The organism is Brenneria sp. L4-2C, from assembly GCF_040240335.1.
Classification (GTDB): domain Bacteria; phylum Pseudomonadota; class Gammaproteobacteria; order Enterobacterales; family Enterobacteriaceae; genus Brenneria.
On the sequence record NZ_JBEIAC010000034.1, the window covers coordinates 1 to 12525 of the forward strand.

Sequence of the window (12525 nt, forward strand, 5' to 3'; positions counted from 1 at the left end):
CCGACTGATGCTGGTATATCGCCGGGCGACCGGCATTGCCCAGCAGCGCCAGATGCGGCTCCAGCGTCAGCCGGTAACGCACCTCGTCCGCCGAGGCCGACAGCCGCTGAAACTGCGTCACCACCCCATGCACCGCACGCGGCGGTGTGGCGTCAGGCAGCGTGATGCCGCCCAACTGCCTGCCCGGCGGATTGAAGGTAAAGCTGGCGTCCTGCAACAGCATCTCGCCGGGGGCGATGTCGCGACTGCTGGTAAAGGTTATCTGGTAGCAGTAGGTCTGGCTCAGCCCCTCGGTGGCGGTAAAGGACTCCACGTCCAGCGAGCTATCCGCCTCCCCCCTGATGGCCAGGGAATAGCGGTTCTGCGAGCCGGTAAGACGGGTGGCGAGTTCGGATACGGACAGCATGTTCTTCAGTTGTATCAAACTTATAGAAAGTAAAATTTACTGCGGCGTAAGAATATCAACTTGCTCATTGTGCTCAGTATTAACAACCAACGTATAATATATCCAGCGACCAGCAATGTTTTCCGCCTGAATATAAATATCACCACGAGCCTTTTCACCCGTGACGGGTATTTTTAAATCGACGGCATCGCTACTAACACTCCCTGTAACAAAATAACCATCGGAAATATTTTCACCCAATTTATCAACCACGCGAACATCATTTTTCACTTTGACCAGCGCGTCCTGATAAACCACATTTCCCTTCATTAGGGATATGACGACAATAAATATAGCGGCAATAAAAGAGCAGATACACACCGGGATGGCCCATTTCCAGTTATGGGCAAGCCAACTTTTTTTCGTCTCATCTGAAACTATAACGATTTTATTATCTTTCTCGATCTCTTTATTCAGGCTCACCACATCATCCGTGAACCAGTCTTGCTGAAAACGCCCATTTTTAAAACGATATGCCGACAAACCATATTTGAGTTCATTGCCATTTTTATCTTTAACCCAGCCACGTTCTTTTCCCAGAGAAAAAAGAAAAGCATCCATAATCAGCAATGCCGCATCAATAAACCACCAGATACCAAATCCACCTACGGTAATAAACTTTAATATACCGCTTTTAACTTTACCAAGATAGAACCGATCGGCGCCGAATATGCCTAAAAAGCAAGACAATGCCAATGCAATAATTCTGTTCTTACGATTCATAACACCTCAGATTTAATAATCAACCATTTAAAAGCGGCAATCTCGCGGCCCAACGCCCATCGACGTATTGGGCTCGCCCTTATTCAACAAAAATAGTGTCCGGCATACGAAAATCCCGTAGTTCCAACAATGCCAGCGGCCCCTTCCCCAACTCGGTGCGCAAGATATAGTTGAGCGGCAAACCATCCTGCGCGCGCCACATCAGTTGATAACGGCTGCTGTCGATGGGCGTCACCTTCGCTTTTTCCAGCAGACGGATCAGACCCCATGGCCCCTGCAAGTTCGCGTATTCTCGGTTGCCCGAAGTGGTGCTCGTCCAGGTCAGCATCACCCCCGGCCGGAAATGATTGCCCGGCCAGCCTATCGCGATCCAGCTCTCCATCTGGTTGAAGTATTTGATGTTCTGACCGTCAATGGTCAAATCCGTCTGCACGATATCCCGCGCCGGACGCGCCATCAGCTCAAAGCGCATACCAGCGTCGCCGTCGGCAAAAACAATATCCGCCAGTTGACTAAGCTGGTTGATGCGACGCAAAAACTCGGGATTGATGGGCATCCCCTGGCTGTTGATGGCGTCCGGCACCCACTGGCTGCCCTCTTTATGCAACACGCCGCTCAATCGGGTATCGAGGAAACGCGCAATACGTCCGGTATCGGCACGCAGATATTGCGCCAGCAGCGGCAATGAGGCATCGCTTGCGGTGGCGCGGAACGGGTAGCGCCCGTCGAACGCCGCATTCCAGTCATTCACGATGGCATGCCGCCACTGCGTGTTCAGGCTGGCCGCCGTCGGCGATAAGACCGATTTCCAGGCCTGTTCGACCGGCTGCACGAACAACGCGTCGCCAAAATTGCTCCAGGCCTGTCCCAGGCTGGCCGCCAGCAGGCTGCCGTAGTCACGGGTATCGCTCAGATCGACCGTTTTACCCTGAAACACCGTTTGCGCCATCGCCTGCGCCATTGCCTGCGGATCCGGCGCATTGGTTATCTGTTGCAGTTTCAGCCGCACCCGCGTCAGACGTATCAAAAAGGTCTGGAGACTCAGTGAATTATTCCCCTGCCCGGCGGCCTGAGGATCCAGCACGGCCAGCAGCGGGCCGAACGTGTCATCCAGCGGACCGGGCTGGCGCGCCAGCAGTTTGTCCTGTTCGCTGTCGACGCGACGAAACAGGTTGCGGGTTGATTGCTCGACCGCGCCGCCAATCGCCAGATCGTTTTTGCCGGTCGCTGCCTGCCAGGCAAGGGCCTTCATCAATGCGCTCAGCGGCGACTGCCGCGCATCCGCCATTAGCGTCAGTTGATCGATGGAATCGGAAAGCGAATTGGCCGGCTGCCACTGCATGTTATTCAGAAAATCCAGCCAGGCGGTGGCGAAATCATTGAAATAGCGGTCGCGCAGCCGCGCCTTCAGGTCATCCGACGACAGCGCCTGCTCATGAGCGCGGTTATCGCTCAGCACCCAGTCCGCTTCGGCGCTGCGCTGGCTCACCACGCGGTCAATCGCTTCACGCACCTGATTTTCCCAGCCCTGGCGGGTAAACATGCCGGGTACGGCGCCATCGTTGGTGAACAACAGAGAGACATCGGTATCGCCGGTCAACTGCGTCAGCGTCAGGTCGGGCGTCTGATGGGCAACCTGCTGAAGCATTTTCTGGTACAACGTATTTTCCATATCCTGGCGGGCTGACTGACGCAGCAGCGACTTGCGCGCCTGCGCAACCAAATGCGTATCCGGCTCAATGCGCCACTCTGGATGCGCAGGCAGATGTTGCGCATAAAACGCCAACAGAGACGGCGCCGTCGCCTGCCAGACGCCCTCCGTCACGCCTTCGCGCCGCGGCCAGACGCGGGCCAGATTCCGGGCCAGAAACGCCGGATCCGCCTTGCCGGGCCGCGCCATCATCAGGTAGGCCTTGAGACTGTTATATAGCGTTCCGGTATCCTGGTGGCTCTGGAGACTGAGCAACGCGATCTCGTCCTGTAAACGTTCGGCGACGACGTCGCGCATCAGGCGGTTATTGCCGCGCTGGTAAACCGGCCAGAGGGCGTCGAGCTGCGCCTGACTCTGGTCCAGCCCAAAGCGCGTATACCAGGGACTGCCCGCCTGGACATTGTGTTCAAGGCGCCCCATCTCCTGCTGTAACGACAGTTGCGCCAACAGGCGGTCGCCCAGAGATTGCCCTTCACGCGCGGCATTGCCGGCCAACTGGCCGTTGCCGATGATCTGCGCGCGATTATTCAGGAACGATACCAGACTGCCCGCGCCCCATATCAGGGCCAGGCCGATGATCCCCCACTGCGCCGTGCGGCTCCAGTCCACGCCCAACCGGCGGGCGGGCAGATAGCCGACATCGCCGATAATGCCGCCCCAGCCGGCATCCGGCAACCAACCGTGGCTGGCGACGCCTTCCCGCGCCGCAACCGGCAGGCTGAACATCATGCCGGCCAGTCGTACCGACTGCGGCCCGGCGATAAGCGGCGTCAATGCCTGTTTGATGCGATCGATGCCGCCGTCGGCAAGATCCTGCGCCAAACGCAGCAGAAAATCATGGCGCGGATTAATCATTACCTGCTGCATGCCTTTCTGCGTCAGCCGCGGCGTAAGCAGATCAAGACCCGCCGCCAGTTCATGCGGCCTGCACCCGGCAGGCAACACGCACCCCACCGGCTGAGTATCGCGATCCTGCTGCTCCCACTGGCTTTGACGTACCTGCCAGAGGTACAGCGGCACATTCCAACCCAGCGTCCGGTAACCATCATGCAGGCGGCGGGCCATGGCATCAGTAAAAGCCGCGTCTTGCACGCGCTTTTCATCGACAATCCAGACCATGGAATCAAGAGGACGACGACGCAGCTGACGCAATTCTTTCAATTGTGCATGATCAAATACGCCGGCAGACTCGCCGCCCCAAATCAGCACCACGCCATCGCCTTCAAGCCAGCGCTGCGCGGTCAGACCCGGCGCAACCTGCTCCACTTCAGCCGCGGCCCCCATTACCAGCAAAATATTCACTTTGCGCTTCCAGCCGCGACGATAGCGGTAGCTGAGATGGCGTTTTAGTCCGTCCAGGAAGGTGTTTTCATTATTATTGCCTTGTACTCGGCTTTCTTTTGTAGGAAAAATATCTTTTTTTTCCGCATCCTGATAAGTTCGCACCCGGTTATTTAGTACTAAAAAAAACTGTACAAGCAGAAAAATGAGAAACAGCCCGACGATCAGGCCTGCTATCAACATCTTCTTTTCCTGTATATCCAAACCAAAATTACTGCCATAGCGCCAGGTCAAACAACTGAGGACCGATGCTATAGCAACAAAGAGTGCGAAACTCCCTGTCCTATTCCACTTATTACCGAACATATCAATGATGCTCCAATGCTGGTTGAATCGCGCTAACCGTCCACTCGCCGGCATCTTGTGCCAGCACGATATAATTATCTTGATAAGTTGAGGTAAGATCCGCGGCCAGCGCTAGCGCCAGCCATGCGCCGGTTGGGCCGCTCGTGCCAATCATATTTTCCAGATGACGAACATGAGAAACATCAAGGTTGCCCTTGTCATCAAGAGATTGCTGTAAAATATCAGCCGCATAAGGGCTGCCTTCGCTGTCCGCCAGTAAAAGTCCTTTAGCGGCTCGAGCTGGCGGCTGCGTATTAATAAATTGTTGATATTGCAAGGCCATCTGATCCCTGTCGATTATCATTGGTCGGTAAATTTTCGTCTGATCGCCGAATCCCCAACGTTGCGCATGGTCGTCATTTATCAGTAACATCACCGCTAACCCGTCAGAAAATTCATTCATGTCTGAGTGTTGTGCGACCAGCAACAGAGTGGCTTCAGAGGCGGGTGATTTAATCCAGTCCTCGATCACTATCGGTGACAAATTATCGACTATCGTTAACTCTCGCCAGGAATGCTGGCTCCCAATGTGCTGCTGCCAGCCTTGAGCGAAGGCATTGCCAACAACCTCCTCATTGATGGGTAATTCATTCACAATGAGTGTGATGTTCAGCGAACTCTCTTCAGGCAGAGCCATAATCTCATTAGCGACCAAGGACAGTAATAACGACAGTCGCGGCGTCAACGCTTTTGGCACATAGTCGATGTGTTTAACCATCCCGCGGCTAACCTCAATATCGCTTTCAACTTGATAGATCATCGAAGCGGTTATCTGATCCGGAAGCAACACCACTGATTTGACGACAGCCATATACCGACTGGCCCATAGCCGCCAGGCTTCATCGGCCTTACTACACTCTTCTTTCCACTGCTGGTAGCAATCCAGTCGATTACCATAAAAGTAAAACCGGAAGCCAAAAGCTAAAATCCACAGCAACACTAGCGAAATGGCAATCAGCGACCAGTTGGTATTTAACGTCAAGGGTAAACCCGGTAAGGGGATACCTGTCGGGAAAAACATTCGGCCGCTGAAACAACCGAATATTAAAAACAACAACGTATTAATCCAACGCCGCATAACCGGCGGACGCGGTTCAGCTAACGGCGTTATAGCGGGCCTGTTCCATGCCATACTCATTACCCTACAAAAAAATCCGAACCACTTGAAATGAGCTGGCAACCACAGCCACAACGGCTACCGTTTACCGCCACAGGTTTACCATCGGAGATAAAATCTGATGCGCCTTCAAGGATAACGGTCATACCGTGACCTTTTATCGGACAACTGACTTTGTCACCTACCAGCGCCACTTTTTTACCGTTGACGACCATCGTGGACGAGGCAGAAATAACTTGCCCACCATGTGTGGTTTTATCGCCAAGCAATACAAATCCTTTGGACATAATTCACTCCGTATCTAAAAGTTAATAATATTTTGAGAATTATACTAAGAGTGCCATTTCACACTTTATCTCGCTGATTTCTAACGTGCGCAGTAGCGTCACCCATTATTTTAAGATATTATCAATTCGGATTTAAAATATTCAAAGACGCCGAAATCAATCTGTTTTCCTCGTTAATTAAACGACGCTACATCAACATCAACCTTATTTTTTACAACTACTCTCGTTGACGAAATAATTTTTAATGATCACATGATCCGCCAGCGGCGCAATACTGAATAGCATCAGCCAGTTGATAAATTTCATGCTTTTTCATCCTCATTGATTTTCCGTTTCGGGGTTCATCTATTTATCAACAGTACTGATTATTTATTACTATTTTCTTTAATACGAAGGAGCTTTTCATAATCAGGTCGTTCATCTATTGATACGACAATATCGCCATCGGGGTAAATATACTTAGTATACTCACGATCTTTGTTATTAACTGGCCATTCTGAATGTACCACAACACTTGGGTTTGATTCAAAAATAAGAGATATATTTCTGGTATTAATAGTTTTATATGTTGATCGCAACTGCCCACCATATGTCCATAGTGTTTTTTGTTTGTTTTTGTTAGAAACCCATGGGAAGTATTTTTTGCGCAAAATAATATTTCCACTTAGGTCTTCGTATATTCCATTAAAGGAATGAGGTAAATTATCATCAAAAACAAAAGTCACTCCAGCACCAATTACTGTATCCACGTTTTTTTTAGCAAACCATTATATGATATCTCTATCATTACATTACTCAATTTCCATAAACAAACACCCCATCCCTTCAAAGGAGTATCATATTTATACTCATCGCCATTACCTGATGGGATAACTTCTTTATAATAATACCCCGGCACTTTGTAACTGCCGCCTTCAGCACGTGGCTTACTTGCCTTGCAGATTTCAGAGCGATACATCAATTTTATTGGTGAGATCGCCATTTCTTTGGGTAAAGAAACAGAAAAACTCACCTGTTCACCTATAGGTAAAAATATTTTATTTCTGAAAAAAAATAACAAGAAAAAAATCATTAATACAGTGATGATTACGATCTTCTTTTTTGGCATGTTATCGTTAGATTTACTCAATTTTTTCCTCCGCCGTTTTCTTAAAACGCAGGATGGCAGTTTTCCATACCTGTTCTTTTTCAGATATTAATAAGGTGGACTTCATATTTTCCTAAAGCGCCAAAAAAATCCTATTTCTAGTCGCCTCATTAGCTGACACTTTATCACCTAAGGTTGAGGTACTATCTAATTTTTGCGCAAAAATTTTCCTTTTACGAACTCTATCTAAAGAACGTTCAGGATCGACCAACTCAAGCAATTAATTATTGATAAATGGCATATATAACGCATTGAGCGGAAAAGCCGTGGTATTCGACGGCGCCACCACCTCAATATCTACCCACTGGGTCTGTTCCGGCGGCGAGAGCGTTAAATCTCTTTTCGGCGCGCAGGCCGCCAGCAGCGCAATACTGAAAAGCATCAGCCAGTTGATGAATTTCATACTTTTTGATCCTCATTGATTACATACTGCTGCGCCTATACTTGCTGATGTTTACGGATCGTTCTGCGCCTTGACAGATCGATTGAGAATATTTCATGCCTGGTATTTATCTAAATACATTACTTCATATTTTTTAACTTGTTGTAATCAGGCCTAACCTTATTCTGATCAATAGAACCATCGGGGTAAACAATTCTTCCATTATCTTTCATACTTCTCCCCCCTTCCAATTTCACTATTTTTTTTTCATCTAGCGTGGGTAAAAATACTATTTTCCCATTTTTCTTCGTATCCATAGTCATTCGATATGGCATAAAGCTTTTCTCTCCATATAATGATAGGGATCTCTTAGGCTTACCCAAGAATGATTCTCTAATATACGGATAATAAACCAAAGAATAGATTAGTTCATTCCTCACCGGCTCATAATAACCGTTATTAGATGCCTCATTATCAAACGCTACTTTTAAGCCAACTGCCGTTCCAATTTCAGCATCCTTAACCAAATGATCGGTACGACTATATTCAATTCCCAGCGTGATCATGCTCAGCTTCCACTCACAAGGACCGCCGCCGTCCAGCGCCACCCGCTGGCGGTATACCCGCCCAGCCGCATCCGGCTGCAACGCCATATGCACCGGATTATATCCCCGGCTTTTGTATTTTGTCATATCCGCATGAATGTCTTCGAGCAGACAAACGCTGGAGCGGTATAAGGCATTAAGCGGAAAAGCCGTGGTATTCGGCGGAGCAACAACCTCAATATCTACCCACTGGGTCTGTTCCGGCGGCGAGAGCGTTAAATCTCTTTTCGGCGCGCAGGCCGCCAGCGGCGCAATACTGAACAGCATCAGCAAGTTGATGAATTTCATGCTTTTTGATCCTCATTAATTACGTACCGCTGCGCCCATACTCGCTGATGTTTCCGGATCGTCCTGCTCCCTCACAGAATGATTGAGAATATTTCATGTCTGGTATTTATCTAAAACATTACTTCATATTTTTCAATTTTTCGTAATCAGGACTTGTTTTGCCTAAAACAACTGAACCATCGGGATAAATCATTTTACTTTTCTCTCCAGCTCCCATTTTTTTTATTCCAACTAATTTTACTATTTTTTTTTCATCTACCTTTGGTAAAAAGGTAATTTTTCCATTTTTTCTCGTATCTATGGTCATTCGATACGGCATAAAGCTTTTTTTTCCATATAAGGATAAAATCCTTTCAAATCCATCCAAATATGATTCTCTGATATATGGATAATAAACAGAAGAATAAATTAACTCATTGCGCACTGGTGCGTAATAACCGTTATTAGACGCCTCATTATCAAAGGCTACCTTTACCCCTACCGCCGTTCCAATTTCAGCATCCTTAACCAGATGATCGGTACGACTATATTCAATCCCCAGCGTGATCATGCTCAGCTTCCACTCACAAGGGCCGCCGCCGTCCAGCGCCACCCGCTGGCGATATACCCGCCCAGCCGCATCCGGCTGCAACGCCATATGCACCGGATTATATCCCCGGCTTTTGTATTTTGTCATATCCGCATGAATGTCTTCGAGCAGACAAACGCTGGAGCGGTATAAGGCATTGAGCGGAAAAGCCGTGGTATTCGGCGGAGCAACAACCTCAATATCTACCCACTGGGTCTGTTCCGGCGGCGAGAGCGTTAAATCTCTTTTCGGCGCACAGGCCGCCAGCGGCGCAATACTGAACAGCATCAGCCAGTTGATGAATTTCATGCTTTTTGATCCTCATTGATTGCGTACCGCTTCACTCATACTCGCTGATGTTTACGGATCGTTCAGCGCCTTCACAGATCGATTGAGAATATTTCATGCCTAGAATTTATCAATCTATATTCAAAACGTTACTTCATATTTTTTAGTTTATTATAATCAGGTCTATGTTTGTCTTTATCCATTGACCCATCAGGGTAAATAACTCCTCCATGTTCACTATCACTCATGCTTTTTGCTCCTTCTAATTTCACTATTTTTTTTTCATCGACTGTGGGTAAAAAAACAATTTTTCCACTTTTATCCTTATCTATAGTCATTCGATACGGCATAAAGCTTTTCTCTCCATATAATGATAAAGATCTTTTAAAGCCGCCTAAATATGACTCTCGAATATAAGGATAATAAACTGACGTATATACTAATTCATTTTTTACCGGCTTATAATATTCACTGCTTGACGCTTCATCATCAAAAGCCACATCCAATCCAACTGCGGTTCCAATTTCTGCATCCTTGACCAAATGCTCCGCATGAGCATATTCAATACCTAATGAGATACTACTCAGCTTCCACTCGCAAGGACCGCCGCCGTCCACCGCCACCCGCTGGCGGTACACCCTCCCAGCCGCATCCGGCTGCAACGCCATATGCACCGGGTTATAGCCCCGGCTGTTATATTTTGTCATATCCGCATGGATATCTTCGTGTAGGCAAACCGAAGAGCGGTATAAGGCATTAAGTGGAAAAGCCGTGGTATTCGGCGGCGCCACCACCTCAATATCTACCCACTGAGTATGTTCCGGCGGCGAGAGCGTTAAATCTCTTTTCGGCGCACAGGCCGCCAGCGGCGCAATACCGAACAGCATCAGCCAGTTGATAAATTTCATGCTTTTTGATCCTCATTGATATAACGTAATAAGGCGTTTTGCCCTGCGGAAGACTCTCTGGTCATCAACAGCGTTTGCGCTAATTGATCATCCAGCGCCAGAAAAGCCAGGTTGCGCTGATATTCCTTCTTCGGCATATCATCCTGATATTCAGCCAACTGCTGCCGGAAAGCCTGCTTATCCTGATAATATTTGCCGCTTTTCCAGCCTCGAGTCACCTCCGCCAGCCTTTCGCCCAGGTACTCGGCATAGATTAGCGACGAGTGGTCGCTAAGATTCAACGCATCTTTTAAGGCCGGATTGCTCCAGCGGGGAAAATAGTCTTTCTTACTGTCCGTATCCAACCGCTGCATTAGGTCATGCTGATTGTCTTTCGCCTGCTGATTTTCGGTTTCGCTTAGGGAGGGGGCGAGCAGCAGTTTGGCTTTTTTTGGCAATCGGCGGCGAACAATTCGCGTCGGGTGATCTTGATCATACCACTGCTGGGTTGAGGCCAGCTCGCAAAAATGCACCGTCTCCCCCTGATGACCAAAATACTCCTCCCCCTTATGGAGCAGTTGCAGCAGCGACCAGGTAAACCCCAGGGTGGTGCCCAACGGCCCCCAGAGGTCATACAAATAGTTATCCAACGCGCGTTCAGGCGGCACCGAAGTTACCGCATCGTTGGCGTTGATATGGCGAAAATGGATCAGCGATTGCAATTCCCGTATCGCGTTGATGGTAAAGGTGCGCGGCATGCCGTAAGTATATAATACGGGGTTTTTATCAAGATTTTTGGCGGCATACAGCAGCGCCAGCGCTCCGCCCAGACTATGCCCACAGACAAATAGTTTTCTCTTAACTATAAGGAGGTCTACCATTTGCTGATATTTTTCCTGTATTTTCCCGTCCTTACTACTATCCACCAGACAAAACCCATCCCAGAATCCTTTATGGACTTTACCTTGCTTGCTCAACTCTATACAGGGGACTTTAATTTCGCAGCTAAACGACTGGGGTCGGAACGTGCCATCCGTTTTAATATCCGCCCACGACGTCATCTCGGTGCCGCGCCAGACCACAATGATCTCCGTGACGTTGGCGGCATAAAACAATTGCGTACTTCCTTCCGGTTTAGCGGCCCGCAAGGAATCAATATAGCCAACGTCGGTATAACGCTGGCTAAAAGGCACATCTTTGACCACCGGTTTGCGCTTCATTATGTCAAAATAATTGGGGATGCTAGAGAGATCCAGCATCTGTCGGTTAAACAGATGGGTAATTGAACCGGACTGGTCTTCGTTATCTTTAGCATAAGACAGCACCGCCATCAGCGACAGATTGTAAGCATTGACCAGCGAATAATCCGGCTGATGATGCAACACCAGCGACCAGGCGCGGAACGGACAAATTTCCAGCACATGGCGACGGTCCAGTTCTGTGCTGTCCACACGAAAACCTACCGGTTCCGCCTTGGGGAAATGAAACGTCGGGGGACGATCCTGCGACCATTTTTCAATCGCCGGCACGCCATCACTGATTTCACCAATGCGCACATAGCGATACTGATGTCCGTCCTCCAGCGCCGCTACTTTCACGTCAGAGTATTCCTCACCCCGTAACGGACGTAGTTCGCGTTTTTCCATCTCATCCGCCAGCGGCTGCGCCGCCACCAGAAGATAAACCGGAAACCAGGGCATATTATCTTCACGCAGTAATCCTTGCGCATCCGTTTTCCCTTTACGGTTGCCGTCTCCCGCTCTCAGCAAATAGGGCATATCGGCAACCGGCTTTCCCTGTTCATCCAGCAACAAAAACTCCACCCAATGTTTTTTCTGCCAATCCGGCATGGTAGCGTAAATGCCTTTAGAAGTCGTCGCCGTCGTCCTACCGGATTGTTTTTTGCTCTGTGTCATTCCGTTTTTTCCTTCTGCGTCGTTTCTTCCAATGAGTCAGGAAATTCAATTACCATGTTGTCGGGAGCGGCAGTAAAAATCTCATCGGTTTTACCGTCTTTATCCGAGCTCCCCTCGAATACTCGCCCTTCACTGGTGGTAATGCGGTAACGAGAAAACGGCATAATTTCACCGGTTTTTTCGCTATGCAGAATAAAAAACTCTCCACACCCGCGCGGCAGCTCGGGGGGCGATACATCGAAACTCGCCGCGCTCATCTTCTGCACATTGGCTGACTTCAGCAGGATATTACCCGGACAGCCCAGCTCGATTTTCCCGCCCTTCAGCCGGATATATCCCCCGCCGCAACTCAGCGTCAGCTCTTCTCCCGCCGTGATAAGCACCTTACCCGCCACGCTGCTCACGCTCACATCACGCTGTCCCGTCAGCTCCAGCTCATCGCTCTGCGCCTGCACCGACACCTTACCCCCGCCCG

General features: G+C 49.2%; 13 protein-coding genes. All 13 read right to left on the minus strand.

What is annotated here, in order from left to right; genetic code table 11:
- On the minus strand, positions 1–406 hold a 406-nt coding region (locus ABRZ26_RS24085; RefSeq protein WP_319606584.1), incomplete at its 3' end, for a contractile injection system protein, VgrG/Pvc8 family.
- A gap of 36 nt (positions 407–442) precedes the next feature.
- Complete coding sequence (locus tag ABRZ26_RS24090; protein ID WP_319606585.1) at positions 443–1168, minus strand: cytochrome c oxidase assembly factor Coa1 family protein; 726 nt, start codon at positions 1166–1168, stop codon at positions 443–445.
- A gap of 79 nt (positions 1169–1247) precedes the next feature.
- The gene (locus ABRZ26_RS24095) at positions 1248–4403 is read right to left on the minus strand and encodes an ImcF-related family protein (RefSeq protein WP_319606586.1); all 3156 of its coding nucleotides are present in this window, start codon (positions 4401–4403) and stop codon (positions 1248–1250) included.
- A 124-nt stretch (positions 4404–4527) separates the two neighbouring features.
- Positions 4528–5697: a KPHS_23130 family T6SS system protein gene (locus tag ABRZ26_RS24100; protein WP_319606587.1), complete on the minus strand. Its 1170-nt coding sequence runs from the start codon at positions 5695–5697 to the stop codon at positions 4528–4530.
- Positions 5698–5702: 5 nt separating this feature from the next.
- Positions 5703–5969, minus strand: coding sequence for a PAAR domain-containing protein (locus tag ABRZ26_RS24105; RefSeq protein ID WP_319606588.1), 267 nt, complete (start codon positions 5967–5969; stop codon positions 5703–5705).
- 365 nt (positions 5970–6334) lie between these two features.
- On the minus strand, positions 6335–6718 hold the full coding sequence (locus ABRZ26_RS24110; protein WP_319606589.1) for a hypothetical protein: 384 nt from the start codon (positions 6716–6718) through the stop codon (positions 6335–6337).
- The gene (locus tag ABRZ26_RS24115; RefSeq protein WP_319606590.1) at positions 6706–7098 is read right to left on the minus strand and encodes a hypothetical protein; all 393 of its coding nucleotides are present in this window, start codon (positions 7096–7098) and stop codon (positions 6706–6708) included. Before ABRZ26_RS24115 ends, ABRZ26_RS24110 begins: the two co-directional genes overlap by 13 nt.
- A 238-nt stretch (positions 7099–7336) precedes the next feature.
- Positions 7337–7519, minus strand: coding sequence for a hypothetical protein (locus tag ABRZ26_RS24120; RefSeq protein WP_319606591.1), 183 nt, complete (start codon positions 7517–7519; stop codon positions 7337–7339).
- Positions 7520–7638: 119 nt separating this feature from the next.
- Positions 7639–8391 (minus strand): hypothetical protein, encoded by a 753-nt coding sequence (locus tag ABRZ26_RS24125; protein WP_319606592.1) that lies wholly within the window; start codon positions 8389–8391, stop codon positions 7639–7641.
- A gap of 118 nt (positions 8392–8509) precedes the next feature.
- Positions 8510–9268, minus strand: a complete 759-nt coding sequence (locus ABRZ26_RS24130; RefSeq protein WP_319606593.1) for a hypothetical protein — start codon at positions 9266–9268, stop codon at positions 8510–8512.
- 128 nt (positions 9269–9396) lie between these two features.
- Positions 9397–10155 (minus strand): hypothetical protein, encoded by a 759-nt coding sequence (locus ABRZ26_RS24135; RefSeq protein WP_319606594.1) that lies wholly within the window; start codon positions 10153–10155, stop codon positions 9397–9399.
- Positions 10152–12050: a lipase family protein gene (locus ABRZ26_RS24140; RefSeq protein ID WP_319606595.1), complete on the minus strand. Its 1899-nt coding sequence runs from the start codon at positions 12048–12050 to the stop codon at positions 10152–10154. Before ABRZ26_RS24140 ends, ABRZ26_RS24135 begins: the two co-directional genes overlap by 4 nt.
- The coding region (locus ABRZ26_RS24145) for a DUF2345 domain-containing protein (protein WP_319606596.1) at positions 12047–12525 on the minus strand (479 nt) is incomplete at its 5' end. The genes ABRZ26_RS24140 and ABRZ26_RS24145, both read right to left, overlap by 4 nt.

Bases quoted from the DNA above. Each gene is read 5' to 3' on its own strand.
- ABRZ26_RS24125 (WP_319606592.1), bottom strand. From the start codon at position 8,391: ATGAAATTCATCAACTTGCTGATGCTGTTCAGTATTGCGCCGCTGGCG.
- ABRZ26_RS24095 (WP_319606586.1), bottom strand. From the start codon at position 4,403: ATGTTGATAGCAGGCCTGATCGTCGGGCTGTTTCTCATTTTTCTGCTT.
- ABRZ26_RS24135 (WP_319606594.1), bottom strand. From the start codon at position 10,155: ATGAAATTTATCAACTGGCTGATGCTGTTCGGTATTGCGCCGCTGGCG.
- ABRZ26_RS24140 (WP_319606595.1), bottom strand. From the start codon at position 12,050: ATGACACAGAGCAAAAAACAATCCGGTAGGACGACGGCGACGACTTCT.
- ABRZ26_RS24130 (WP_319606593.1), bottom strand. From the start codon at position 9,268: ATGAAATTCATCAACTGGCTGATGCTGTTCAGTATTGCGCCGCTGGCG.
- ABRZ26_RS24105 (WP_319606588.1), bottom strand. From the start codon at position 5,969: ATGTCCAAAGGATTTGTATTGCTTGGCGATAAAACCACACATGGTGGG.
- ABRZ26_RS24090 (WP_319606585.1), bottom strand. From the start codon at position 1,168: ATGAATCGTAAGAACAGAATTATTGCATTGGCATTGTCTTGCTTTTTA.
- ABRZ26_RS24100 (WP_319606587.1), bottom strand. From the start codon at position 5,697: ATGGCATGGAACAGGCCCGCTATAACGCCGTTAGCTGAACCGCGTCCG.
- ABRZ26_RS24120 (WP_319606591.1), bottom strand. From the start codon at position 7,519: ATGAAATTCATCAACTGGCTGATGCTTTTCAGTATTGCGCTGCTGGCG.